A 22,466-nucleotide genomic window follows, 5' to 3' on the forward strand; every position below is an offset into this window, starting at 1 on the left:
ACCTTAATACTCAACCTTCTCTAAGAACAGCGCATGCCCCGGCATGCTCTCTCCGGCCTCCGTGCGCCGCCGTCCCTCAATCACCTGTCGGAACTCCTCGACCGACAGTCGCCCGCGCCCCACATCGACCAGCGTACCCACCACGGCCCTCACCATGTTCCTCAGGAAGCGGTTGGCCGTGATCTCGAAGTACCAGCTGTCGGGCGATGTCTGATGCCACTGCGCCGCCGTCACCCGGCAGAGCGTCGTCTTCACGTCGGCCCCACTCTTGCAGAAGGCCCCGAAATCCTCGTATTCCAGCAGCGTCTGAGCCGCCTCGTTCATTCGGTCGAAGTCGAGCGAGTAATGCAGCTCACACGAATAAGCCCTCAGGAACGGTTCCTTGACCGTGTGGATATAGTAATGGTAGGTACGAGACACCGCCGAGAAACGGGCGTGCATCTCATCCTCTACCGGTTCGATCTTCTGGATAGCAATATCATAAGGCAGCAGTCTGTTGAGCTTATAGGCCAGTTGCTCGCAGTCGATCACCCCGCACCTATAGTCGAAGTGGGCCACCATCATCCTGGCATGTACGCCGGCATCCGTGCGTCCGGCACCCGTCACCGCCACCGGTTCCCGCAACAAGGTCGAGAGCGCCTGTTGCAAGCGCTCCTGTACCGACTCACCGTTCGGCTGTACCTGCCAACCGTGATAGCGCGTGCCGTCATAGCTGAGGGTGATGAAATAACGCTGTGTCTTCGGGAAGAACCGCTGGAACTCATTCTCGAAGTTCGGTGTCAGCACCCCCTTCCCGATGGTCTCGCGGATCTCCTGTACCGACCAGAACCGTCCACCGTCGAGCTCCTCCGACGGACAGACCGGACCGTCGTACACCGTACGGTGCACATACACCAGTTCCTTCTCCCGCTGACTCTCGAAGACATACATCCCCAACCGTTCCGGTACGAACGCCGTGATGCCCAGTTCCTCACGGACCTCACGCGTCAGTGCCTCCTCGGGCGTCTCACCATAGTCGATATGTCCGCCTACGGCCGTATCCCATTTCCCGGGCTGTATGTCCTTCCATGCCGGACGTTTCTGCAGATACAGCTCCCCCTTGGAGTTGAACACATGCAGATGTACCACCGGGTGTAACAGTTTCGACCCGTCGTGACACTCGCCACGCGTGGCCGACCCGATCACCACCCCGTTCTCATCCACCAACGGAAACGTCTCCAACCGGTTGTCTTGCATCATCTTATCCCTCAATACTTGCCTTGATGCTGTCAACGATGTACCGCACATCCTCGTCGGAGACGTAAGGACCTGCCGGCAGACACATGCCCACCTTGAAGATGGCCTCACTGACCCCGTTCACGTAGGCCGGTGCCTCTTTGTAAACCGGTTGCTTGTGCATGGGCTTCCACACCGGTCGGGCCTCGATGCCCGCCTTGTCGAGCGCCATACGCATGGCCTCCACATTATCGTTAGGCTGACAGTCGGTCACAGCCACCGATGCCGTATGGATCACACCGGCAGCACCGCCCACGGCCCCTGTCACCACTGTCTTATAAGCGTTCTCCTGTCCCTTCACCTTCAGCTCCGGATCGAGCGTGATGGTGCAGAGCCAGTAGTTCGAGTCGTAGTCGCCGTTGGCGGGCTGTCCATGTACGGTCACCCCCTTCACATCCTTCAGCAACGCCTCGTATAAGGCCTGCACATGCTGATGATGAGCGATATGATCCTGGACGATGGTCATCTGTCCACGTCCGATGCCGGCACAGATGTTCGACATGCGGTAGTTATAGCCGATGGTCTCGTGCTGGTAGTACGGGTAACTCTCACGTGCCTGCGTGGCCAACCACATCACCCGCTGCCAGGCCGCCTTGTCGGGACAGATCAGGGCACCGCCGCCAGAGGTCGTGATCATCTTATTACCATTGAACGACAGCACACCATACGCACCAAACGTACCCAACACCTGTCCTTTGTAACGGGAACCGAAACCCTCCGCGGCATCCTCGATCACAGGGATCCCGTAACGGTTGGCAACCTCCATGATACGGTCGGCCTGATAAGGCATACCGTACAACGCCACCGGCACGATGGCCTTCGGCTTCTTACCCGTCTTCGCGATACGGTCTTTGATGGCCGTCTCCAACAGCTCCGGGTCCATGTTCCACGTCTCCTTCTCAGAGTCGACGAACACCGGTGTGGCACCCAGGTACGTGACCGGATGCGACGAGGCACAGAACGTGAAGCTCTGCACGATCACCTCGTCACCAGGTCCCACCCCACAGGCGATGAGTGCCAGGTGTACGGCTGCCGTACCTGCCGACAGTGCCACCACCTCCTTCTCCTGTCCTTCGGAGTTCACGAACGCCTTCAAATCCTCCTCGAACCCGTTCACGTTCGGCCCGAGGGGCACCACCCAGTTGGTATCAAACGCCTCTTTGATATATTTCTGTTCCAGTCCGGCCTCACTCATATGAGCCAGACAGAGGTAGATTCTTTTATTTGCCATGATTATGCACGTCTTTTTTCCTTGTAAGATTCTGATCAAGATAAATCGCCACAAAGGTAAAAATAAAAAACGAACCCTGCAAGGAATTCAACCATTTTAAGTATACAAATAACACTTCCACCCCACAATCCCCCTCGGTCCCTGAGCCTGTCGCGCTCGAGCTATGCTCGCTTGCTACCAACGGGACGCAAGAAGGGGATACCGCAGGGGGGAGAATTGCTCAGCACTCGCCACAGCGTTAAACATCACCATCGTCAACTTTCCGATTAGCTTCGTCCACCCTGTCAAGGATAGACTGAACCTTTTCAGACATCTGACAATCAATTTCCAACCTATAATGACACCACGGGCAAACCAAGCTTTTTTGATGTAGAAGCTGTTGGGTAGGAACAGGCATGAATTGGCCGCAATGTGGGCATGCGAAGCCCGGTACACGTTGTTTGTCTTGAGGATTATCCGTCATCTTTGAATCTTTTGATTAATTTATGTTACATCAAGGTCTGACAAAGATAATGGATATTTTTGTAACTATCAAATTTTGAGCAGAAAAAACGTCCAACAAATTGGCGAGCATAAAAAAAATAACTGTCATCCAAATTCTCCTGTTAAATAGTCACGCCCATCCCTCTTAACATTGTATTCAAGTCACAACAGGCAACTCCTACTGCCGCACATGCATCAGGTATCATCACTCTCTTCCTTCTCTGCGGGGCCGACTTTTCAAAAGTAACCACCGTCATACCTTTAGCCAAAGCAGTAGCAATTATAAAGGCATCAGCCTTTGATGCAAAGTCTGCTTTTGCCACTTCAGTGAAATCACCTCCTGCTGCCCAATTCTGCAACATCGAGTATGAACTAAGCGCTTCTGCATCCACAGGCAGGAAAAAACCATCAGGAACATGTTGTGTTATCCAATCCGATAGCTCATCATAGCCATCCTCTATTTCCTCTTTCACCTTTACACTACTTACCACCTGCCCATTCATGGCCATCTCAGACAGTTTACTCCAGAATGTAGTCCACACATCCATCGGGAGGTTCTTCCTCGACTCAATAAATATATTTGAATCCAACAGATATGCCATGACGCCTAAATATTATTATTCATAAACACATCATACGTTTGCCCCTTCAAGCCAGTAAGCCTATACGCCTCAGTATACGACAACTGACTACTATTAACGGCATTTCGTATATGAATTGCGAACAACTTTCCTACTCGCTTCAGGCTCGACCTGTAAAAATCGCCTCCATTGCCTTCCTTCTTTTGGCTATGAGGTCGATGACTATATTCTTGCCAGAAATTCCGATAGTCATTATCCGACATCAATCCCAAATCATGAGCCCTTCTAGCTATTACCAATTCACTCACCCAGAATCTGCGTGACAACTTTTTCAAATCACCATCCCATAATTCACGAAGAACCATTGCAGGCACCAAGAACTCTGCTGCCACCATATCACAATACCTCTCAGTGGCATCGTGGCTCAAGGTCAGAGTCTCCGCATGTCCTGCACTCACCCCAAGCATAATATGTGCCGCCTCATGAACCAAGGTAAACAATTGTGCTTTCTTGGCATCCTGACTGTTCACAAAAATATATGGAGCAATATGATCTACCAAGGCAAAGCCTCTGCATTCTTTAACGTCCAATGGGCGATGGGTATTATTACCAACAATACCATTGAATGCCACAAATACACCTGCATTTTCCAGTTGTTCAGTCATTTTGCTTACAGCCGCACCATCCGATGCTAATTCAAAAGCCCATCGGGCATCAAGCTGCAATTTTCTCCGCAAGACATCTACAGTTTCTGCTACCGGAGTATGAAGCGATACCACTTCAACGATTTCACACACAGGTATTTCATTCTCGACCAGATAATCCGACAACCATTCCTGACGTTGTCTCACGCCATTCACAGTATCGTAAACGTCTAAATCAAAACCTTGCCGTTGACCTGCCTCTCCTCGAAACACAGGAAATGGTATTTCTTCTTGTGGTGCATGCTCCAAGAAAAGATAGCCAAAAGGTACTCTTACTTGTTTAGCAAAATCCTCAAGTTGTTTCAAGGTAGGCGTCTTTTCTTCAGTAATCCATTTTGCCACAGACGACTTTGGGTACTTACTCTGATAAGTATCCAAATCCATTCCCGCTCTTTGAATTGCCCAAAGAAAACGTTCCTGTGGTAAATGAATTCTATCTAATGCCATTGTTACAACTTTCTTTTATGGCGCAAAGATAGGAATAATTTCCGATACAACAACAACAATCATGCCAAAATCTTCATTTTATTGCTTTTATTTCCCCACTCGTTCCTCACTAGCCCGCGCAGCCGATATAAATCATGACTAACCATCTCGGAGTGAGAAGAAAATGATTGAAATCCTTTTTTTATTTTTCGAAAAAAGAGAACAATTACTAATTTGATTAATACGCTTATACCTCTTACCTAATTTGAATAATTTTATATAATATCTTTTTTTCTTCTTATTCATTCAGTTTGTTGTTATGCCATAACGACCATTTCCCCACCTTCATTCACTACTCATCTCCGCAGGTCCTTCACACGACCTCTAACACCTTTGAATGACTTTCCTTCATGATCTCATTAATCCTACTATTATCAAACCCACATAAAGACAACATACAACAAATCAACAGAATTCTCAACCTTATGGTGAGTTTATATAGTTCAAAACCGTCAAGGGCTTTCGGTGCCTCAGATTTCACTATTTCTTCGATGCGCGTTCACGATGTTTGAGAGCGAGGTCCTGCAAGGCACGCCCCATCTCATCTTTCTGTGCCAGTAGTAGGATATCATCATCAAGTTGAAGAGCATAAAGCACACGGAGATAGATACCCATAGCAACTGTCGGGGCACCTTTCTCTATTCGTGCCACAGTCAGCGGAGAGCAAGTCGCACGTTCCGCGATCTGTGCCACACTTAGATTCCTTCGCAGTCGTGCAAGCTTTATCTGTTCGCCCACCGTCTGCATCTTCTGTTCCAGTTTACGGGGTAGTTTTGTACCCATTGTTGTTTTACCCATAACAATCACAACACTTAATTATGTGTGCAAATATAAAGGTTTTTATTTATTTTATGATAAGTTATGGCAAATATATTGCTATTTTATATCATTATTTAACATTTCCTGTTAATACAAGAGTACGATCACCGAGCGTTGCGGGTGCTGCGCCTGTCGAAGCACAAAGAACGTCGCGGGTGCTGCGCCATCATCAATGCGCCAGCCGAGAGTGACAAGCGGGACCTCTGATGGTCCCAGCTTACCTTAATGTAAGAGCGACAGGAGGAGCGGTTAAGCCCCTTGCCAACGATTGGCGAGGGGTTTGGGGAGTGGTTCGAAGCCCCTTCTTAAGGACAAGAAGGGGTTGGGGTTGTTGGTGAACCCGCAGGGTATAACCCTGCACTATGCCGCCACTCTTGACGCAAGTGAGAATGGCCCTTCTTGGACGAGCCAAGCGAGCAGAGCTCGAGCGCGACAAGCTCAGGGAGTGCGAGACAGTAAGGGCAGTCTAGAAAAACATCGTGGGCAGAGAGTTCTTACGCTTCTGCTCCAGTTCACTAGTCATTCGGTCGATGGCCGTCTTAAAGAAGAAAGCGACCAGATGTTCATCCGTACCCTCGGTACGTATCTGTTTCAAGGCCGAGATATAAGCTGCGCGATCTTCAATCCTGATAATCAAAAGAGGATGACCAGTCTTCAGAAGAATAAAGTTCGACAACAGTCTTCCCGTCCGGCCGTTACCATCGCGGAAAGGATGCAGATATTCATAATACCCATGCCATTTGGCAGCCACGACCATCGGATGCTGTCCATCATCAAGTGCCCGACATGTTGACGCCATCAGTTTCGGCACCCGAGCGATCAGTTCCTCATGATTGCCGAAGACCGTATCTCCAGCAGCCATATCCTCTGTTGTATAAGCTCCGGCAACAGCATCAGGCACACGATAGCTTAAGGTGTGCTCCGTCACCAGACGATTGATCTCCTTTAGCAACATCTCATCGAAGGCATGATCCAAGTGAGTCACCATATAGTCGAACGCCCGGAAATGATCCGCCATCTCCGTACACTCCAGAAGCGAGCGCCCCACTGGCACCATCGCCATACCCTGTTCCCTGAGGATCCTCGTATCATCGACCGTAAACGAGTTTCCCTCAATGGCACAAGAATGAGCAGAGAACAGAATCTCGTTGTATTCCATCCACTGTTTCTGACTCATCCTCTTTGAGATTTTCCTCTGATACTCCTGTCGGATGCTTTCGTATTGTTCAATCTCTTTCTCGAACATCGTGGGCAAAGATAATCATTTTCTTCTATCCCACCAAATAAACGAATAAAAATGTATGGAGGGGGATTGCTCAGGGACTACAAGCTCAGGGAGATGGCAGGCAAAAAAAAAGATAAAGATTCTTGCATATATCAGATTTTTTGTCGAATTTTGTAACTTAGGTAAACATAACAAGATATCTTACGATACTTAGAGATGCCAACACAATCCAGTTAATAAAATAATCAACTATATCTCGTATGTATGGAGGAGGAGAAGAAATCTGTCCATGAGGTTGAGCGAATATTCAGCGAACACGTCTTTATTTTGAGTGAATGGGGCTACAAACGAGTCAGCATTCATGATATTATTTACTTGGAGGCTCAACAAAGCTATTGTTACATACATCTTTCCCCGAACAACGGAAAGAAGATTGTATCTATCCCCATGTGCGAAGTGTTAGAGGACCTGAACCCTCTTCTGTTTGTACGTATCCATCGCTCCTATGCCATCAACATCGAGCATGTCACCTTATTTGCCGGTAACATGATAAGAATGGACAATGGTGTTGAACTCAACATTGGCAGGGAATACCGTTATAATGTTGAAGAAGCGTTCGTGCTGATTGGCTCGAGGAAACGTGTTAAAAAGAGCTCATCATGCTAATAACTGACCAACTCGTGAGTCTCCACCTCGCATAAACGCAACCTGATTTGCAGTCTCGGCTTCTTGCTTTCAAGAAGCGTCAGACAGACCCACCTGTCAAAGCCTTTCGTATGTTCCCGCATAATGATTTCCATCTGGCGATTGATCTGGACCTGATAGACCAGACGGTCGGCGATCATATAACACTCGACACGGGAGAGACAAACGCCAGGGAGGTTCAGGAGAAAGGTATAGGCCTCCGTCAAAGATAACACCGTCCCTTTCCAGCGGCGATGACCAGGGGCGTTGCGGGTGCTGAGCGGTCCCTGAGCTTGTCGAAGGGCAGGTCGAAGCACAAGGCCGTGCCCCTGCGGTATACCCTTCGACAAGCTCAGGGAACGCAGAGGGGAACGCTGGAGAAGGTATTCTGTCAATGTTTCGATATAGAGATCATTTTCGCGTCTTCCAGACCCCCGCCGAAACAAAAGCCTGAACACCGACCTGATCCAGTTTCCCCATGTACGAATCAACGACATCTTCCTCACTAACGGTTAGATAGAACCGGCGTTATTGACCCTCTGTTGGGCCTCCTCGACCTTGGCCAGTATAGAAAGCGCTTTCGCAGACGCATGTCGGTCGATATTCAACCGTTGATGACACCACGGACAAACCAAGCTGCTATGATGCAGAAGCTGTTGGATAGGAACAGGCATGAACTGACCACAACGCGGACAAGCGAAGCCCGGTACACGTTGCTGTGCCTGAGAAGTTGTTGTTACTTTTGTTTCCATTTGACTATTTTGTTTATTTACTCGTTTTTCTGGGGCTCCTCTTTCTTCTCAACCACATCCGCCACCTGTAGATTGTTGGTTGCCAGATTCAACAGGTTAGACAGTCCGCCAGGCATATCCGCCTGTCGCATCTTCACTTTCACCTTCATATTCGCAGCCAGTCCCTGTCTGATCTTACTTTCTGCATCCCCCTCTATACGTGACGCAGCCATAGACACCCTGAGCTTCACCCCCTCCTGCTTCGGTGCGGCGTTGTCCCCCCTGTCCCTCAGTGAGAACGTGGAATGATCGTCAGGATCCAGCGCATCGATAATCTGGATATCGAAATCGAAGTCAGCCTCCTTGACCTGAAGCAAAGGCAACGGCACCAGAGTCATCAGCGGGATGGAAGCTTTTTTCTGTTGCGTAACCCTCCCCTCCTGTACGGAATAAGTGAACTCCAGCATCCTCAGATTGCCGACCTCGCCTGTCACGTGGTTATAGGAGTCAAAAGCCAGTTCATAGAAATAACTGAGATACCTTCTGGCAGAAATGCTATCCGCATCAATCGTTGCGACCAAAGGACCTGAGATCAAATCTTTCAGTTCCATGATCTGCCTACTTGCATTTTTGACAACCGTTTTCATACGCACAAAAATTACTCCTCATTCATATAAAGATTGATATTGTTCGGCGACACCTTGAAACGTAAGGTGTGGATAGCCTCTTCCGGTAGTTTCGACAGTTCCTCCGATGATACGCACACATCCACCGACGGTACCATCCGCTTTCGCATCACATTGACATCCTTCAGCAAGGCAGGCAACCCGTTCTCCACGGCCGTCCTCATCGAATCCAAAGCCTTTTCCTTGAAGTCATCATGACCATGTTGGTCAAGGATCTCCTTGATATCCTCCTGGTTCAGCAGATACCTGTTGCCTACATCGAGGATAACCTTCAATATGGTTGACTGGTTCAACGTTCCGTCGTCATTGATGATGGCCGTTGACTCCTGTTGCAGAGACCTCATCATCTTACGGCTCAAAAAAGCACTAAAATCACGCCTTTTCTTCATGTCGTCACCTAATGAGCCCATCACGAGGTCCACCTCAGCGTTATTGGGTGGAAGAGCATCATAGAAGACAGGCATAGCACTACTTAGCAACAAGTCGGCACACGAGTTTGACACGTCCTTCATCATGCCACGCATGACAGGATAGTTGATCTCATACTGCTCGACATTGACGGCAGCATCCGTCACACCATACTGGAGAGAGAACTCGATCTCGCCCATCGCCACAGAAGGCAAGGCAAAGTTTTCAAGTCGTTCATCCTTACGGTACAGATCCTCGAGAGACACGGCGTACATGTTTGCCTGATGTTGCGCATAGACCATATCCCGAAGGACAGAGCTGATAATAGAACTTAATTGAGCCATAAGATAACATTACTTAGTTAAAACATCACGATGTCTTGGCCATCTGCACATTGACTTTAACCGTCTTCTTGTCACCGGCAGAAACGATGTAGTATCCATCAGCACAGTTGGTAGCATTCAGATCGAATACCATGTTAGTACCGTCAACCGTTCCTTTTATTTCACTGCCAGAAGCCGAATCCGGTTTTAACGTAATATCATCGGGTTTGTAGAGACCGTCAGGATTCTTATAGGTAGCAATCAGCTTGACAGAACCGTTGGCAGGCACGACGAGAGAGGTATCACTCACCTCAAGTTCACCATCCGGATTAACCACATCGAGCGTGTTTCCGAGCAGTTCGAGAACCTTGGCGAGACCAGCCGGCATACTGTCCTGTCCAGCATGAACAGCCACGTCCATCGTGTATTCCACGCTATACTGTGATTCTTGCGTCGCCTTAGAGTCCTTCTTCGACGAATAATTAGCTTTGATGTTAGCCTCAACGCTAAACGGACCTTTCCCAAACTTAGCCGTGATCTCTCCTCCCACATCAAGATTCTCAGAAGACGATGTTTCCGAGACCGAAGAAGCAGAAGCGGAGATATTCGCCTTGAAGTTGATGTCAATGGTCTGGATAGCGATGTACGGAATCGGCACGATTGTCAGCAGAGGGACGTTCAATTTAGACTTTCGGCCATTCTGTAGGAATTCGAAAGTCACGTTTACAGCCTCCTTTCTGCCGGAAGTATCCGTATTCAGTCCGACCTCCTGGATAAACTGCCATGATGTCTGCGCAGCCATAGCCTGCGCTTCAATACAAGCCTTCAGTGGTCCTCCGATAATAGAACCAAATGGTATCGCCTGCAACGCACTGGTTGCCACCTGCGACGGTGATGAATCTAATGCCATAAGTTTAAAATGTTAGGTTATTAATTATTGTTTGAAAATAGTTGGCTTCTATCATTTATCTGCCTGGATAAAAGCCGCAGGGATTGGATCAAGAAAGACTGCCTCATTCTTATTCAACCTCAATACGCGTATTCGGATGCCTTCATGATCATACATACCAATGGAAATTGGTCCACTGGCCAATCTGATGACATCATAGAACACAATATTCACGGGAAATGATATGATGTATCTGTATTCCCCCTCCTGAGCATCCGTAAAACTGGTTGAAACAAAAAATTCGCCAAATTTTGCTGTTTCCAAAGAGCTTCTGAATTGGTTCCACATGGCAAGTTGCTGTGCCAAGCTCTTTTTCTTGATAGATGCGACAGCACCCAGGAAATTAATGATGCCTGCCTCACTGGCCTGACTTATAGGAGCAAAGCCGACCTCATTAATGACACTTTCATCTCGGTTATCACCACGATAGAAACGACTACATTCAAATTGTGTTTCATGAAGTTCATTCAGTTTCGCCTGAAAAGACCCATTAATCACTTCCGAATAAAGTTCCTCCAGGATTTTAATCAATTCATCCATAATTAAGATTTTTAGTTTCTCCTACTCATTCTTAGGCTTTTCGGATTCCGCCTATCAACGTTGATAGTGCGAATATAGAAGAACTACATCAAAAACGCCCCCACTATCCACCCAACGACAGATTCATCCACCCAACACCCATTTCCCTTCGACATTGGGGTCACGGTTGCTGAGGAATACAAATCTAAACGCTCGACATTTAAATCGAGCGTAAATCAATATTCCCCCCCAAAAAACAAAGTATTTTGACGTAAAAGAATAAACGTCATCCAAGTTTTCCTGTTAGTATCTCTGTTTCTAAGATACTATACACATATACAGTACTCTGCGAGAACAAACCTGTTCTCAAATCCAGAATCTTCGCATACGTTTCAGAGTTATACACCATATCCAAAGCTTCTCTCATTGACATCCCACGTTCTGACATCAATCTCAGTGACAGTTCCTTCACCAATTCTTCTATCATGAATGTCTCGTTCATAGCTTCTTAAGATATTGGATCGCCTTTTCTGTACCAAAGAAGAACTGATAAGTCTCACCACCCATACGTTGAATTTCCTTCACGAACTGCGGAATATCTATAATCTTAGCATTAAGTCGACGCAACTGGAAGCCAACCGTATCATTGGCAATTGGCCCATATACGATATCATAATTATGAATCTGCGTCCTCGTCTTATTGTCTCTGTTTGACTTAATGAACTCTCCCCATTCTATACTATATTTTTCAAATTGCTTGTAATCCAGGTTCGAGTCAATCAGAGCTCCTTCCTTATCAAACTCAAAACGAGTTACAACCGGCGTTCCCCCAAGAAGCAAAGCTTTCTTAGCTGCCATTTCCTGGGCCTGTTTCTCATCTGCCGACAAATAAAAACCTATACCAAAATCCTTACCAGGCTTTGATTTGTCAAAGTCAATGGTATCAATTTCAATGTTCGAACCGTGATACAATATCATGCCAGTGCTCCTCCATTCTTTCTGCAATACAACGCCAGATCGTCCACAACGTCTTCAAACGACTGTGTATGCTCAATGTCATAAAACTCATCAACGAAGTCTATTCCCTTAAAACGACTCAGGTAGCGATACGCCTGCTGAGGATTCAAGGAGAATCTCGCAGCAAAATCATTCACGATGGCAATGATATAAGCTAATTTGTCTTCTATTCTTACTTCCATATTTTTCGTTGTTCACTGCAAAAATACGTTTTTTTCCAGTATTCTGTTTGTGAATTAATCCTTTTTAACTTTATCATTGCTGAAAAGTCCCTTCGACAGGCTCAGGGACCGCAAGGAGGGAGATTGCTCTGGGACCGCAGAGAGGGTCACGGTTGCTGAGCATAGGGGCACGGTTGCTGAGCTTGTCGAAGCAAGGTAGTGACCCGGCAATAAGTCTCTCTAGCCCCAACCCTCTAAAACCAGTATCCCCCAGCCAAGAAAGCCGGGGGATACTGTTATCTTATTGTGGGGAAATGCTTTTCTATTCCTCTTCTTCCTTTTTCTTAGACGTCCATGGCAGTCTATTCAAAACAAATACGACGACCACGCCTAACAAGGTAGTGCCACCCAACAGATACGCTAACTTGGGTACGCCCAGATATGCGGCCACCAAAGCTCCGACCAGGCACATCAGGCCTAATATGAAACCCATTATCTGGCCTCGAGAACTTTGTATAATTTCGTTACGAACGATATTCTTCTCTAATTCCATCCTGTGAGCTTGCTGATTCTTGGCCATATCAACTATCTCACGAGAAATACCCGGCATAATCGCTTCATACTCCCTAAAATCCTCAGGAGCAGGTAATGGACCTTGGAAAACACGAGATTCGGCAATACCCACAATTAACTGGGTTGCGATTCCTCTTTTGTCTTTAGGGAGGCTTTGGATAAACTCAGAAACATCAACAGGTTTATTTTCTTGTTGAACGACATCTGCTGGTTTCTTTTCTAATATATCCTTATTTTCTTTTTTTGCCATATCTCTCCCTTACTTTAGCAACAGCAACACTTAAATCATTTCCAACACAGTTCCAATCAACAACCATGTCCTGGAAATCAGAGCCACGCAAGTATTCCTCCAGAGTAGGATTCTTTCCAAGCAAATTGCCAAGACTGCCAACACCTTTCAGGAAAGGATGATGACTAAGTCTTATGTTTGTGGAAAGAACTGGATGACGTCTTAATTTAAGTCCCTTAATTGCCTTAGGGGAATTATAAACAACCGGCATCCCCTTTAGAGATTCCGAAGACGTCTTCTTTGTCACAGACATGGATACTCCTTTTTTTATTGTTACAATTCTCATATTCCTATTGCAAAGATACAATAATTAATTGATTTAGAAATAACAAATCAATTAATTTTTCCTAAATTACTCTCTTGACAGAAAGGCGGAGGACGGTAATCGTTCTGTAGATGATGCTGAAGAACGTCATGCTGGGGAAGAACCGTGAGAACCGCAATAAGCGGAGCAGCGACAAGACCCGCTTCGAGAATACCTTCCCACTCCTCTTATACTCCCGACGGACACTGTAATGGCCGAAGTTACCACCCTCCAGGATGTCCGCCAGGAGCAACCTGCCACGTGACTGATGCGGGAAGGCCAACAACGCATCCTCAGGAAGACCGAGGATCTCATACTCTATCCACATCACCGCCGTAGCCAGTCGGTACATGCCCAGACGCTTCCATGTGTCAACGATCTCCTGGCGCTCCTCTGCCGAGAGCTCCTTCGCCTTCTTCAGCACATAATAGTAGTCGATCAGTTGCCGGAAGCCAACACCCTCGTCAAACAGATGAATCATGATATGTCCCAACTGATAGACCGCATTGAACTGCACCGTCGGTACATGGATGGGCATGTCCGTGCCCGACAGCATAACCTCGTGATTGAATTGCACTTCCTTGTTTTCGCTAATCCATCTCTGGAGCTTTTTCTGGAGCCAAGGAGTATACAGTTTCAGCGGTGTCAGATGCACGTCCACCTCCACATCCTTAAATATCGGGAACTTGATATGCTTAAAACACGCCTTCGCATCCGGGAAGCGGCTTCTCACATATTGCTGGAGAGTCTCCTTGTCGGCATCCACCCACACGTCGATATCCCCGGACATCCTTGACGACGGCTCAGGGTACATCTCCGCGTTCCCCTGCCCTTTCAGGATACAACACCGGAACCCGTCGCCCTCTAAGACACGATACAGTTCGATAACCCTTTTGTTCAGCAGCGCATTATAGCCTTTGATCTGCTGAACCTCCGCAAGCCACTGGAAGAGCAGTTGCTGTCCGATCTCCACCTGATACTGGAAAGGAGCGCACACCCCGAGAATCCGCTGTTTCTTCGCAAACTGATAGAGCGCCTCCCAGTCGGTCACCACAGGCTGTTCCGCCTGCTGCGACAAGGAGAACCGGAGCCACGCCAGTCCCTCATTCACATCCTCAGGAAATTCTTTTGCCATGATGTTTGAAACATATGAAGTGCTAATACATAAAACGACCGAGTCCCATTTGATCCCGGACAGAATATTGCTGCAAATTTAAGCAAAAGATTTGAAAACGCCATCATAATACCGATATTTTCTTTCCCCAAGCCCAGAGTCTGCGGCCCCTGAAAATGCGATTTTTAGCAGTTTTAATCCTCTGCGGCTATTGAAATTTGCAAAAATCGCAGTATATTGCGATTTGTCATTGTCCACCTTGCATCTATAGCCACTTAAAAGATGATATATCAAAAATCCCCAGCCTTATTGTAGGCTGGGGATGCGTTTATGCTAATCTCTTTGCGGGGTAATTAATTCTTCCCATTGAACGGCTCCATGGTGGCCTGGCCCTCTTCTGATATACCATCACGCCTCACTACCTTCTTCAGTGTGATCCATATCACCTTCAGATCTGTCAGGAGTGTGCAGTGATCCACGTACCACACATCCAGTTTGAAACGCTCCGTAAACGAGATGGCGTTACGCCCGTGACACTGCGCCCAACCACTGATGCCCGGCCTTACCTCATGACGGCGCATCTGCTCTGGTGAATAGAGCGACAGGTATTGCGGCAGCAACGGTCTCGGTCCTATCAGCGCCATGTCCCCCTTCAGCACGTTAATCAGCTGCGGTAACTCATCAAGGCTGGTGGATCTGACAAACCGCCCCACTTTCGTCAGTCGTTCCTCATCAGGTAGCAGATTCCCATCTGCATCCCGCTCATCCGTCATCGTCTTGAACTTAATGACTTTGAAAATCTTGGCATCCTTTCCCGGACGCTCCTGCAGGAAGAAGGCCCCTGCGCCCTTATTGGCAAAGTGTAACCATATCGTAACCACCAGTAATACTGGTGAGCTAACTATCACGAAAAAGAGCGAGATCCAGAAATCCAAAAAACGCTTGAAAAAGTGTTTGTACATGTTATTTATTATTTTAACCCCAAAGACTGGTGGTAACTGCAGGCAAAGATAAAGTAATTTTTTGTAACTATCAAATTTTAAGCAAAAAAAAACGCCATGCGGTTTTGCATGACGTAGATTTAGCCCCCAACCGGATCTTGTCGTGGAGACGACATTGCTTGTTTATATACCTCAATTATCTTATCCGCGATGACATCCTGAGAGAAATTGTCGTGACAATGTTGTCGGATCTCCTCCGCATCATATTCCTGATAATGATCCTTCATATACGTCATGGCCCCGGCCAACGCCTCCGCGTCTTCATTAGGAACAAGGAGGCCGTCTTCCGGACGGACGAAGGTGTCCGGCCCACCGCATCTCGTGGCTATGACAGGAAGGCCTTTTGCCATCGCCTCTATAAGCACGATGGCGAATGTCTCTATACGGCTGGACAGAACCAAACAGTCAGAATGACCAAGCAGCTCATTGACCTCTTCAGGTGTCTTCAGCCCCACCAGCCTCACTTGTTGTTCAAGATGATACTGCTTAATCATACTTTCTATCAAAGGCCGTTCCTTTCCATCTCCGACAATCTGCAAAGTCACATGATCGGGGAAACGGCATCGATAGAATGCCTCTACCAGCAAATCAAACCTCTTATTTCTACGCATAGCACCAATTGCCATAAACCGAAATGTGCCATTCAGATAATCTATCTTGCGAGATTTGAAGAACAGATCACTCACCATGTTATGAATGACAATACTATCTACATGACACTTCTTTTTAACGCTCTCAGCCAAAGCATCAGAAACACATATCGTTTGGTCTGCTTGGCTATAAGCTGATGTATCATTCATAACTCGTTTATACGTCCTTTCTTCCTTCATCTGGCTCCAATGCTCCGTAATCACGACAGGCAAATGATATTTCTTTTTCAATACCATAGCAGGTGAGGCATAAAGAATCATATGAGCATGCACGACATCAGGCATGCCTCTTTCTTTCACATATTGACGGAACACACTCAGAAACTGCCTTTGTCTAACCCATCGTTCCAATTTTGGGATATATATATGCGGGATTGACATCTTTATTCTTATGCACTCATAAATATGAATGCCATCTACCACCCGATGGTTCACCCTGTTGCGCTCAAGAATATGGAGAGGATTCTTCCATTTGATGGCGATCACAGACACGTCATGTCCCTTCGCGGCAATCGCTTGAGCCTGAACGGCCTCGTAATTGCCAGGCATAGGATTCTCCTTTGAAGGGAAACCGCGGGTAACAAACAATATTCTCATTTGTATGTTCGAGTGCATGAAGTGTTTCACCTGGAACTGTTGGCAAAGATAATGTAATTTTTTGTAACTATCAAATTTTGAGCAAAAAAAAAACGCCATGCGGTTTTGCATGGCGTAGAATTTTTCCCTTCTTGGACGATCCAAGCGAGCAAAGCTCGAGCGCGACAGGCTCAGGGACCGCTGAAAGCTATGAACGGCGATTCAACATCTTTTGGACGGCATAAGAAAGGAGAGACCGTCCAAAGCCGAACCTTGTCATAAAAACGATGATGGAATAAACGATGTATTCCTTACAATAGCGGTCATGACGCAAAGCCTTCAGATAAGGACGAGAGATCTGATAGATATCCTGTCCTCTCTGGATACGAATCAGTTGCAGACAGATATACCTGATGAAGTACCTGGCCTCTTTCCCACTCTCCCCTTCTGTGAAGTGCTGAGCGATATCCCCATATACCAACTGCCAATGATGAGCCTTCTTATCACTGGCTGTCCCTGTAGTGATGGAACATGGACGGCAGTAATACACATACGTCAGGTCGGGAATGATGTAGATATGACTGAGATGCTTCAGTAGATAGAACGTCCACAGATTGTCCTCCCACAACAGTCCTTCAGCAAATTGGATATGATTCCGGATCAGGAAATCCCTTTTCACCAGTCTGTTACAAGCATGCACGATAAAGCCCCTCTGACAGAAAAAGAAATCCCGGATTGCGTCACGGGAACCGAGTTCACGCTCCTGTTGCTGACGATGAGACCGATGGCCGTTAGAGTCATTCATATTGTTGCCTATCACCATCTCTATCGACGCATCCCTCTCGATCGGCCGTACAAGCTTCTCGACACAATCATCCGTGATAGAATCGTCACTGTCTAGATAGACCACATAATCGCCCGTAGCCGCCTCCGTGCCCGTGTTCCTGGCAGCAGACAAGCCCCTATTCCTTTCATGACGCACAATAGAGAACGATATCGGTCCATCATATGCCGTTATCAGCTGTTCACACTTCGTGATGCTATCATCCGGCGTACAATCATCCACGATGATACATTCAATGTCGCTATAAGTCTGGTCCATGACCGACCTGACGCATCGTTCGATATAGGCCGACACGTTATAGACTGGTATGATAACAGATATTCTCATGACTCCAACATCTTAACAATCTTCTGGTAAGCAGTACGACGGTCAAACTTTTCCTCGCCAAGCTTGCGGGCATTAGCCCCCATCTCCTTTCGTAGGGCAGGATCCTTGATGAGCGTGGCAAGCGCCCTGGCCATATCCTCAGCATCAGCCACCTTACAGTTGATACCACAATGATAGTCATCCACCAACTGGCGATATTCAGGATTCAGCTGACTATTGACAACAGGTAGCCCCGACAACGCATAATCTCCGACCTTGTTGGTAATACTCTGCGCAGCGCATTCAAGGATTGGGTTGACGACGATGTCACAACTGCACATCGTAGCCACCAAGTCGCAGAAAGGCATGAATCCTGTAAACACACAGTCGATGCCGACCTCACGGGCATAATCCTCAAATTTCTTTTGGAGCGGCCCACGGCCCATCACGACAAACTGGAGATGTGGCATGTTGTCCATCCGTTGGCAGATATCGATGGCTCGGATGGCGCCAGGCAGGTCATAGCTATAGCCCAGCGATCCGACATACGCGATCTTTACAGGTGCTTCGACAGGCTCAGCATCCGCGGCGGTCTCTGAGCAATTCCCTTCTGCGGTCCCTGAGCCCCCATCAGCGGTCCCTGAGCTTGTCGAAGGGCATACCGCTGAGGGGGGAACCGCAGCATGATATACCTTCCCCGACTGTTTGAACTCATCAAACAACTCCTTATCCTTACCCAAGAAAGCGATCACACCCTTATCCGTTTTCTTATTAACAGACAGAGCACGTGCCGCATAAGTCTCACTGACGGCCACGACCGTATCTGCAGCACGATACACCTTATTCACATACCATCTGATGGGCAAGAATACCTTTTGCAACAACTTGTTTCTGATGGCCATCTCGAATGCCTCCGGCCAGATGTCCTGCACATCAATGACAAACCTCACACCATGCTTTTGGCAATACTTTGCAGCCATGACGCCTGCTGTCAGCGAAGGCAGCGCACAATAGATCACGTCAGGTTTCTCTATGCTTTTCAGATAACGTCCTACGTTCAGTCCCCACTGATAGTGGCTCCATAACCGTTTTATACTGATATTGTTAGGATATCCAGGCTCATGCAATACAGTAATCTTGGTCTGATAAGCTTGATGATTAATACTGCCTTCAGCTCTATGACTCTTCAACGTATGATTAAAATCAGAGACAATCATCTCAACCTGATGCCCCCTTTCACATAGCATCTCCCCTAAATAGAGGAAACGGCCACTTATCTCTTTTCCATTAAGGGCAGAAGGAAAATTGGCAATTATGATAATTTTCATATCTCGTTCTTTGCTGCAAATTAGCCTTTTTTATCCTCCTTTTTTTCAAAACGCCTGCAAAGGTACAAATAAAATCTGAGAAAGAGGTTAGAAAAGGCGTTATAATTTTGTCGAAGCACAAGCTCCGTCCCTTCGACAGGCTCAGGGACCGCAGATTGGGGGGCTCAGGGACCGCAGATGGGGGCATAGAGACCGCAGGACTATGTTAATCTACGTTAAAAGAGCATCATCACACCTCAAATTGTTAAGACATGTTCTAACAATTATATGTCAAAATTGTGTATCTTTGCACCACCAATACAATGTGTTCTAACATTGAGGTTGCAGTGGAGAAAGTCTCCTCTGTATAATACCAACCAATAAACCCTTTAACTAAAAAACGAAAACTATGAAAGATTTTCATGTTTTCCTTATCTCTTTTAAACCCGTGATCATGATGTTCGAGGCCAAGGAAAGCCGTGGCCTCAGGTTGAAAATCTCAAGCAACGGTCGTCTCAACCGTCAGGAGCTAACTATCAAACGGCTATCGTACATGAGGGGACTCCGACTGCTCCGTATCATCATCAACTTCGCGATGGTGGTCAACGAGTCGCAGTTTAACCGTCTGTGGGAGGCCATGCGTGTGCAAATCCTGCAGATAGCCGAGGAGTATGGCGACCAGATCAACGCCGCCCACGCCAAGAAGAAGCCCGAAAAACAATCCAAGAAGGAGACCAATGGATAGTCAGGCCTTTCATCTGGTGGAGATCGAGCTCTCGCATGCCGGCGAGACGTCCGGTCTCACACCAGAGATGCTGCTCCTGGAGGAGTTACGCATCACCCCTGAGAAGGAACTGCCTACCATGGACTTCCTCTTCCGACTGTTCGGACGACCCTGTTTCCCGCGTGGCGAGCTGGTGGCCATCACCGGCAAGGCGAAGTCGGGTAAGACCTTCGTCACCTCGATGCTAATGAGCTGCTGTGCCCGTTCAGATGTGCTCAGCTTCAGTCGTCAGCCAGAGCCCCAGATGCGGGTGCTCTGGTATGATACTGAGCAGAGCGAGGAGTCGACACAAGACATTCTCCGTCACCGAATCATCCCGATGGTTGGTCCGGAGAATTATCATGCCAACCTGTTTGATATTTTCAACGTACGATCCACCAGTTGGAAGCAACGTATGGGACTCTTGGAACAGGCTGTCGGGCATTACCGTCCCGACATGGTCATCGTCGACGGCATCCGCGACCTTGTCGACGACATCAACGACGGCGTCCTGGCTCAGGAGATCGTCGAGCGCCTCATGCGACTGGCGTCTAAGACGGCCTGCTGCATCGTCTGTGTGCTTCACCAGAACAAGTCATCGGAAGACCGCAACCTACGTGGTTGGATTGGTACCGAGCTGACCAATAAAGCCTTCGAGGTGTATGTCTGTGAGAAAGATGCCAACCGTACGTTCGCCCTGGAGCAGACCCACACCCGGAAGTATGACATCGTCGACCGCCTGTATTTCACCGTCGGCGACGACGGTCTGCCGAGACAGGTAGGCATGCCTGTTGACTACGAGAAGCTGGCCCATAAGATGTCGACCGACGAGATCCTCGACCTCTACTCCCAAGCCCTCGCCAAAGGAGCCATTCTGTCGTATAAAGAGCTGCAGGATCGTGTCATGAAACTTGGTCATATCAACCACTACAAGCAGTACCATGAGATCATGGCACTGGCGGTTAACCTCGGCATCATCCTCAAGTCACGCGACCATGTTGGCCGAATCATCTACACCCTAAATCCAGAACGTCAAAACACCCCCCATCAACATGAACCAGTACAATCAACCCTATTCCCAGACTGACAGATTAGCCGAGGCCCCCTTATACTTAAGCCCCCTAATGGGGGCCAGTATAAAGGGGGACACCTCAAGCTTGTTCTGTCAGGCCGCCGTCGCCAACGGTTATCTCACCGACGACCAGATGCTCCATGCAGCCATCCGCTATCAGCTCACCACCTCCGACGACGGCGGTGTCATTTTCTGGCAGGCCGACCGCCAAGGAAAGGTGCGTGACGGTAAGATCATGTTCTACCGAGACGACTGTCACCGTGACCACGACCATACCCCCGACTGGATTGTCAGTCGTATGAGACGGCAGCACCTCAGCATCCCCGCCGACCATAAGTCAGAGCACTGTCTCTTCGGTCTCCACCTCCTGTCGCCCGACTTCTATCCACAAGTAGGAAACGCCCCGAAGACCGTCGCGATTGTCGAGGCCGAGAAGACCGCCGTCATCTGTTCCGAGCTGTTTCCCGATTATCTGTGGATGGCCTCCGGCGGACTGACGGAGCTCAATGTCTCGAAGCTGATGCCGCTGGAAGACCTGCAGCTGATACTCTTCCCCGACACCGATCCGGAGGGCACAGCCTATCGCCGTTGGCATGAGGTCGCCGAGGCCGCCAGCGACGTGTTCGGTCATCCCGTCACCATCAGCTCCTTGTTGGAGCAGCGAGCCACCCCAGCCCAGAAAGCCGCCAAGATCGACTTGATAGAGTTCCTGGACCTCGGTCACCCCGCTGATCCCCCCTCAGACCTCCTAACCTTCATCTAACCCCACCCCTCCCAATTCTTAACTCTTAACTCCTCTCAACTCTTAACTCTTAATTCTTAACTCTTAATTCTTAACTCTTAATTCTTAATTCTTAACTCTTAACTCTTAACTCATAACTCCTCTCAACTCTTAACTCTTAACTCTTAATTCTTAACTCTTAACTTCATGAAGTCCATGACCCGTCAACAAATCGCCCACCGTGCCGGCGTCTCTGTAAAAACCCTTACCAACTGGTGCCGTCCTTTCCGTCAGGAGCTGGAAGCTCTGGGTCTGAGGCCCGGCATGATCGTACTGCCCCCCGTCATCGTCAAGTGGATCAGCGACAAGTTCTGCATCGACCTCGGCGACACCTAGAATGGCCACGGTTGCTGAGCATGTCGAAGCAAGGTAGTGACCCTTCCACGACCAAGTAAGGAAAAGTAAGTCCTTCTGCGTCCTACTACGCCCTACTACGGAAAATCGCTCTTTGAAATGTTGTACCTTTGTAACCGATAACGCCAGCGGGCCGAGCACCCCCCAAGTAAGGGTGAAAGAGATAATCCCTTTCGGTGAAAGAGACGTCATCTACGACTCATGGAGATAATCCCTATAGGGGTATAGACCCTATCTCCATGACCCATAG

The 22,466-nt window shown here is 48.1% G+C and carries 27 protein-coding genes and 1 pseudogene; 5 read left to right on the forward strand and 23 right to left on the reverse strand.

Annotated elements, in window-relative coordinates; genetic code table 11:
• Positions 1–3: 3 nt before the first annotated feature.
• The 7 genes and pseudogenes from truA to BLU99_RS01770 all read right to left on the reverse strand — a co-directional run bounded on the left by truA (position 4) and on the right by BLU99_RS01770 (position 6,756).
• Entirely contained in the window at positions 4–783 is a 780-nt protein-coding gene (truA, locus tag BLU99_RS12365) for a tRNA pseudouridine(38-40) synthase TruA (protein ID WP_255397438.1), read from the reverse strand.
• 30 nt (positions 784–813) lie between these two features.
• A pseudogene (locus tag BLU99_RS12370) lies at positions 814–1,287 on the reverse strand (NUDIX domain-containing protein); the annotation flags it as partial.
• Positions 1,241–2,506 carry a DegT/DnrJ/EryC1/StrS family aminotransferase gene (locus BLU99_RS01750; protein ID WP_091899450.1) on the reverse strand — a complete coding sequence of 422 codons (1,266 nt, stop codon included), beginning with the start codon at positions 2,504–2,506 and terminating at the stop codon, positions 1,241–1,243. The gene BLU99_RS01750 and the pseudogene BLU99_RS12370, both read right to left, overlap by 47 nt.
• Positions 2,507–3,111: 605 nt before the next feature.
• Complete coding sequence (locus BLU99_RS01755; RefSeq protein ID WP_091899451.1) at positions 3,112–3,591, reverse strand: DUF4411 family protein; 480 nt, start codon at positions 3,589–3,591, stop codon at positions 3,112–3,114.
• A 5-nt stretch (positions 3,592–3,596) separates the two neighbouring features.
• Positions 3,597–4,721 carry an ImmA/IrrE family metallo-endopeptidase gene (locus tag BLU99_RS01760; protein WP_091899452.1) on the reverse strand — a complete coding sequence of 375 codons (1,125 nt, stop codon included), beginning with the start codon at positions 4,719–4,721 and terminating at the stop codon, positions 3,597–3,599.
• A gap of 519 nt (positions 4,722–5,240) precedes the next feature.
• Positions 5,241–5,558 (reverse strand): helix-turn-helix domain-containing protein, encoded by a 318-nt coding sequence (locus tag BLU99_RS01765; RefSeq protein ID WP_036909573.1) that lies wholly within the window; start codon positions 5,556–5,558, stop codon positions 5,241–5,243.
• 487 nt (positions 5,559–6,045) lie between these two features.
• Positions 6,046–6,756, reverse strand: coding sequence for a Fic family protein (locus BLU99_RS01770; protein WP_369807687.1), 711 nt, complete (start codon positions 6,754–6,756; stop codon positions 6,046–6,048).
• 312 nt (positions 6,757–7,068) lie between these two features.
• Here BLU99_RS01770 and BLU99_RS01775 point away from each other — a divergent pair, with 312 nt between their 5' ends.
• Positions 7,069–7,470 (forward strand): LytR/AlgR family response regulator transcription factor, encoded by a 402-nt coding sequence (locus BLU99_RS01775; RefSeq protein WP_091899454.1) that lies wholly within the window; start codon positions 7,069–7,071, stop codon positions 7,468–7,470.
• Here BLU99_RS01775 and BLU99_RS12130 read toward each other — a convergent pair.
• The 16 genes from BLU99_RS12130 to BLU99_RS01855 all read right to left on the reverse strand — a co-directional run bounded on the left by BLU99_RS12130 (position 7,467) and on the right by BLU99_RS01855 (position 19,267).
• On the reverse strand, positions 7,467–7,883 hold the full coding sequence (locus BLU99_RS12130; RefSeq protein ID WP_144006069.1) for a hypothetical protein: 417 nt from the start codon (positions 7,881–7,883) through the stop codon (positions 7,467–7,469). The two genes, BLU99_RS01775 and BLU99_RS12130, sit on opposite strands and share 4 nt — an antisense overlap.
• 117 nt (positions 7,884–8,000) lie before the next feature.
• On the reverse strand, positions 8,001–8,240 hold the full coding sequence (locus tag BLU99_RS01785) for a hypothetical protein (protein ID WP_091899456.1): 240 nt from the start codon (positions 8,238–8,240) through the stop codon (positions 8,001–8,003).
• 17 nt (positions 8,241–8,257) lie between these two features.
• Positions 8,258–8,830 (reverse strand): DUF2589 domain-containing protein, encoded by a 573-nt coding sequence (locus tag BLU99_RS01790; protein WP_255397406.1) that lies wholly within the window; start codon positions 8,828–8,830, stop codon positions 8,258–8,260.
• 47 nt (positions 8,831–8,877) lie between these two features.
• Positions 8,878–9,657 (reverse strand): hypothetical protein, encoded by a 780-nt coding sequence (locus tag BLU99_RS01795; RefSeq protein WP_144006070.1) that lies wholly within the window; start codon positions 9,655–9,657, stop codon positions 8,878–8,880.
• Between the two features lie 25 nt (positions 9,658–9,682).
• On the reverse strand, positions 9,683–10,546 hold the full coding sequence (locus BLU99_RS01800; protein WP_091899459.1) for a DUF2589 domain-containing protein: 864 nt from the start codon (positions 10,544–10,546) through the stop codon (positions 9,683–9,685).
• A gap of 51 nt (positions 10,547–10,597) precedes the next feature.
• Positions 10,598–11,125: a hypothetical protein gene (locus BLU99_RS01805; protein ID WP_091899460.1), complete on the reverse strand. Its 528-nt coding sequence runs from the start codon at positions 11,123–11,125 to the stop codon at positions 10,598–10,600.
• A gap of 265 nt (positions 11,126–11,390) precedes the next feature.
• Positions 11,391–11,606 (reverse strand): RNA-binding protein, encoded by a 216-nt coding sequence (locus BLU99_RS01810; protein ID WP_091899461.1) that lies wholly within the window; start codon positions 11,604–11,606, stop codon positions 11,391–11,393.
• The gene (locus tag BLU99_RS01815; protein WP_091899462.1) at positions 11,603–12,082 is read right to left on the reverse strand and encodes a DUF3990 domain-containing protein; all 480 of its coding nucleotides are present in this window, start codon (positions 12,080–12,082) and stop codon (positions 11,603–11,605) included. Before BLU99_RS01815 ends, BLU99_RS01810 begins: the two co-directional genes overlap by 4 nt.
• Complete coding sequence (locus BLU99_RS01820; protein ID WP_091899463.1) at positions 12,079–12,303, reverse strand: DUF3791 domain-containing protein; 225 nt, start codon at positions 12,301–12,303, stop codon at positions 12,079–12,081. Before BLU99_RS01820 ends, BLU99_RS01815 begins: the two co-directional genes overlap by 4 nt.
• Positions 12,304–12,604: 301 nt before the next feature.
• On the reverse strand, positions 12,605–13,105 hold the full coding sequence (locus BLU99_RS01825) for a DUF2335 domain-containing protein (RefSeq protein WP_091899464.1): 501 nt from the start codon (positions 13,103–13,105) through the stop codon (positions 12,605–12,607).
• Positions 13,086–13,430, reverse strand: a complete 345-nt coding sequence (locus BLU99_RS01830) for a hypothetical protein (protein ID WP_091899465.1) — start codon at positions 13,428–13,430, stop codon at positions 13,086–13,088. The genes BLU99_RS01825 and BLU99_RS01830 overlap by 20 nt, the downstream gene beginning before the upstream one ends.
• Positions 13,431–13,491: 61 nt before the next feature.
• Positions 13,492–14,583, reverse strand: a complete 1,092-nt coding sequence (locus BLU99_RS01835; protein WP_091899466.1) for a nucleotidyltransferase family protein — start codon at positions 14,581–14,583, stop codon at positions 13,492–13,494.
• A gap of 332 nt (positions 14,584–14,915) precedes the next feature.
• Positions 14,916–15,524, reverse strand: a complete 609-nt coding sequence (locus BLU99_RS01840) for a sugar transferase (RefSeq protein ID WP_091899467.1) — start codon at positions 15,522–15,524, stop codon at positions 14,916–14,918.
• A gap of 119 nt (positions 15,525–15,643) precedes the next feature.
• A complete protein-coding gene (locus BLU99_RS01845; protein WP_144006071.1) occupies positions 15,644–16,921 on the reverse strand; it encodes a glycosyltransferase in 1,278 nt (425 codons plus the stop codon).
• Between the two features lie 76 nt (positions 16,922–16,997).
• Positions 16,998–17,960: a glycosyltransferase family 2 protein gene (locus tag BLU99_RS01850; protein WP_091899469.1), complete on the reverse strand. Its 963-nt coding sequence runs from the start codon at positions 17,958–17,960 to the stop codon at positions 16,998–17,000.
• On the reverse strand, positions 17,957–19,267 hold the full coding sequence (locus BLU99_RS01855; RefSeq protein ID WP_091899470.1) for a glycosyltransferase family 4 protein: 1,311 nt from the start codon (positions 19,265–19,267) through the stop codon (positions 17,957–17,959). The genes BLU99_RS01850 and BLU99_RS01855 overlap by 4 nt, the downstream gene beginning before the upstream one ends.
• A 388-nt stretch (positions 19,268–19,655) precedes the next feature.
• On the opposite strand from BLU99_RS01855, the gene BLU99_RS01860 reads away from it, so the two are divergent.
• From BLU99_RS01860 to BLU99_RS01875, 4 genes are all read left to right on the forward strand, one after another.
• Positions 19,656–19,991, forward strand: a complete 336-nt coding sequence (locus BLU99_RS01860; RefSeq protein WP_144006072.1) for a hypothetical protein — start codon at positions 19,656–19,658, stop codon at positions 19,989–19,991.
• A complete protein-coding gene (locus tag BLU99_RS01865) occupies positions 19,984–21,096 on the forward strand; it encodes an AAA family ATPase (RefSeq protein ID WP_176771004.1) in 1,113 nt (370 codons plus the stop codon). Before BLU99_RS01860 ends, BLU99_RS01865 begins: the two co-directional genes overlap by 8 nt.
• Before the next feature lie 37 nt (positions 21,097–21,133).
• Positions 21,134–21,844, forward strand: a complete 711-nt coding sequence (locus BLU99_RS01870; RefSeq protein ID WP_091899473.1) for a DUF6371 domain-containing protein — start codon at positions 21,134–21,136, stop codon at positions 21,842–21,844.
• Between the two features lie 174 nt (positions 21,845–22,018).
• Positions 22,019–22,198, forward strand: coding sequence for a hypothetical protein (locus tag BLU99_RS01875; protein ID WP_143065693.1), 180 nt, complete (start codon positions 22,019–22,021; stop codon positions 22,196–22,198).
• Positions 22,199–22,466: the final 268 nt, after the last annotated feature.

Origin of the sequence: Prevotella sp. lc2012, from assembly GCF_900107065.1 — a bacterium.
Classification (GTDB): Bacteria; Bacteroidota; Bacteroidia; order Bacteroidales; family Bacteroidaceae; genus Prevotella.

Bases quoted from the DNA above. Each gene is read 5' to 3' on its own strand.
- BLU99_RS01750 (WP_091899450.1), bottom strand. From the start codon at position 2,506: ATGGCAAATAAAAGAATCTACCTCTGTCTGGCTCATATGAGTGAGGCC.
- BLU99_RS01755 (WP_091899451.1), bottom strand. From the start codon at position 3,591: ATGGCATATCTGTTGGATTCAAATATATTTATTGAGTCGAGGAAGAAC.
- BLU99_RS01760 (WP_091899452.1), bottom strand. From the start codon at position 4,721: ATGGCATTAGATAGAATTCATTTACCACAGGAACGTTTTCTTTGGGCA.
- BLU99_RS01765 (WP_036909573.1), bottom strand. From the start codon at position 5,558: ATGGGTAAAACAACAATGGGTACAAAACTACCCCGTAAACTGGAACAG.
- BLU99_RS01770 (WP_369807687.1), bottom strand. From the start codon at position 6,756: ATGAGTCAGAAACAGTGGATGGAATACAACGAGATTCTGTTCTCTGCT.
- BLU99_RS01775 (WP_091899454.1), top strand. From the start codon at position 7,069: ATGGAGGAGGAGAAGAAATCTGTCCATGAGGTTGAGCGAATATTCAGC.
- BLU99_RS01785 (WP_091899456.1), bottom strand. From the start codon at position 8,240: ATGGAAACAAAAGTAACAACAACTTCTCAGGCACAGCAACGTGTACCG.
- BLU99_RS01790 (WP_255397406.1), bottom strand. From the start codon at position 8,830: ATGGAACTGAAAGATTTGATCTCAGGTCCTTTGGTCGCAACGATTGAT.
- BLU99_RS01795 (WP_144006070.1), bottom strand. From the start codon at position 9,657: ATGGCTCAATTAAGTTCTATTATCAGCTCTGTCCTTCGGGATATGGTC.
- BLU99_RS01800 (WP_091899459.1), bottom strand. From the start codon at position 10,546: ATGGCATTAGATTCATCACCGTCGCAGGTGGCAACCAGTGCGTTGCAG.
- BLU99_RS01805 (WP_091899460.1), bottom strand. From the start codon at position 11,125: ATGGATGAATTGATTAAAATCCTGGAGGAACTTTATTCGGAAGTGATT.
- BLU99_RS01810 (WP_091899461.1), bottom strand. From the start codon at position 11,606: ATGAACGAGACATTCATGATAGAAGAATTGGTGAAGGAACTGTCACTG.
- BLU99_RS01815 (WP_091899462.1), bottom strand. From the start codon at position 12,082: ATGATATTGTATCACGGTTCGAACATTGAAATTGATACCATTGACTTT.
- BLU99_RS01820 (WP_091899463.1), bottom strand. From the start codon at position 12,303: ATGGAAGTAAGAATAGAAGACAAATTAGCTTATATCATTGCCATCGTG.
- BLU99_RS01825 (WP_091899464.1), bottom strand. From the start codon at position 13,105: ATGGCAAAAAAAGAAAATAAGGATATATTAGAAAAGAAACCAGCAGAT.
- BLU99_RS01830 (WP_091899465.1), bottom strand. From the start codon at position 13,430: ATGAGAATTGTAACAATAAAAAAAGGAGTATCCATGTCTGTGACAAAG.
- BLU99_RS01835 (WP_091899466.1), bottom strand. From the start codon at position 14,583: ATGGCAAAAGAATTTCCTGAGGATGTGAATGAGGGACTGGCGTGGCTC.
- BLU99_RS01840 (WP_091899467.1), bottom strand. From the start codon at position 15,524: ATGTACAAACACTTTTTCAAGCGTTTTTTGGATTTCTGGATCTCGCTC.
- BLU99_RS01845 (WP_144006071.1), bottom strand. From the start codon at position 16,921: ATGCAAAACCGCATGGCGTTTTTTTTTTGCTCAAAATTTGATAGTTAC.
- BLU99_RS01850 (WP_091899469.1), bottom strand. From the start codon at position 17,960: ATGAGAATATCTGTTATCATACCAGTCTATAACGTGTCGGCCTATATC.
- BLU99_RS01855 (WP_091899470.1), bottom strand. From the start codon at position 19,267: ATGAAAATTATCATAATTGCCAATTTTCCTTCTGCCCTTAATGGAAAA.
- BLU99_RS01860 (WP_144006072.1), top strand. From the start codon at position 19,656: ATGAAAGATTTTCATGTTTTCCTTATCTCTTTTAAACCCGTGATCATG.
- BLU99_RS01865 (WP_176771004.1), top strand. From the start codon at position 19,984: ATGGATAGTCAGGCCTTTCATCTGGTGGAGATCGAGCTCTCGCATGCC.
- BLU99_RS01870 (WP_091899473.1), top strand. From the start codon at position 21,134: ATGGGGGCCAGTATAAAGGGGGACACCTCAAGCTTGTTCTGTCAGGCC.
- BLU99_RS01875 (WP_143065693.1), top strand. From the start codon at position 22,019: ATGACCCGTCAACAAATCGCCCACCGTGCCGGCGTCTCTGTAAAAACC.